This is a genomic window from Micrococcus sp. LASM2_SD2 (assembly GCF_057364565.1).
The window spans coordinates 1-1,451 of record NZ_JBNFOB010000364.1 but is presented as its reverse complement, the minus strand read 5'-3'; the positions used below and the strand labels follow the sequence as shown (position 1 = coordinate 1,451).

Sequence of the window (1,451 nt, the reverse complement as noted above, 5' to 3'; positions counted from 1 at the left end):
GGTCCGAGGCTGCGGGCCGGTCTGCGGCTGGCACGGCGGCCGCGGCCGGCTTCCACGGCGGCACGACGGCCCCGGGAACGGCGCGGCAACGGCTGCCATGCGTCACGGTCCTCCGGGTCGTCGGGGTCCACGTCGAAGGCCTCCGGCCCATCAAGGGGGTCGAAGGGCCAGAACGCGGCGCGCATGCGGCCGGCCGTCGGATTCTGCTCGGTCCGCTCGTCCGCGGAGAGCCGGTGGCCCCAGGCGACACCGGCCACGGGGGTCCGCCCGTCCTCAGCGAGCTCGGCGGCCTCGGCGAAGAACTCGGAGACGTCGACCGGCGTCTTGTTCGTCCCCTTCCACTGGGTGGTGCTGAGCCACAGCCGGCTGCGGGCACGGGTGAACGCCACGTAGGCCAGACGCCGCTCATCGCGGAGGGAGTGCTCGGTGAGCAGGGTGGCGAAGTCCGGGCGGGAGCCGAGCAGTTCGAGCGCGGACTTGGCCCTGACCTTGCCGGAGCTCTCGGCCCAGTCTCGGTCGTTCTCCGCCCAGGAGTGGTCCCACTGCGGCAGCGCCTCGCGGTCGCCGCGCAGCGGCCAGGGCAGGGCCCCGGCGGACATGCTCGTCCATCGATCGGTGCTCGTCGAGGGGAAGGTCCCGCGCACCAGCCCCGGCACGGCCACGACGTCCCATTCCAACCCCTTCGAGGCGTGGGCGGTCAGGACGGAGATCGCGCGGGGGTCGGGTTCGGCGTTCTCGATGCCCAGGCCCTTCTCGTGTTCGGCGGCGGACTCGACCCAGGCGAGGAACCCGGCGAGGTCCACGGTGCGGCCGACGGCCCGCTGGCCGAACTGGCGGGCGGCGTCGATGAAGGCGTTGAGGTGGCGACGCGCGGCCACAGCGGACGGGCCGGGTCGCAGCGCCAGCTCGACGTCCAGACCGGTGGCGCGCTCGACCTCGCCGATCATCTCGGCGGGGTCCATGTCCGTGCGGCGGGCGAGGCGGCGCAACAGGTCACGGGCACGGGTCAGGCGACGCAGCCCCTCGGCGGAGAAGGTGCGTCCGTCTCGGCCGGTCCAGCGGCTCGATTCCCGGGGCAGGTCGTCGAGGGCCTCGAGCAGCACGGCGGCGTCCGCGTCCTCCTCCGGGCTGGTGTCCTCGAGGCGTGCGGCCTCCTCCTCGGACTGCCGCGTGCGCAGCCGTGCCACGAAGCGGGCGCGCTCGTGCAGCAGCGCCAGGTCTGCGGGACCGATCCGCCAGCGGGGACCGGCGAGCATGCGCACGAGGTGGTCGGACCGGCCGGGCTCGGCGACCACGTGCAGGACGGCGAGGACCTCGGCCACCTCCGGCAGGGACAGCAGGCCGTTCAGGCCCAGCACCTGGTACGGGGCGCCGGCGGCCTCCAGCGCGTCGACGACCGGTCCGAACTGGGCCCGGCCGCGGCACAGGATCGCCCGGGACGGCACGGGGCC

Annotated in this window: 1 protein-coding gene; it reads right to left on the bottom strand. The window is 74.8% G+C overall.

From position 1 onward, the window contains the following. The coding region (locus AC2W7A_RS12360) for a 3'-5' exonuclease (protein WP_485991605.1) at positions 1–1,451 on the bottom strand (1,451 nt) is incomplete at both ends.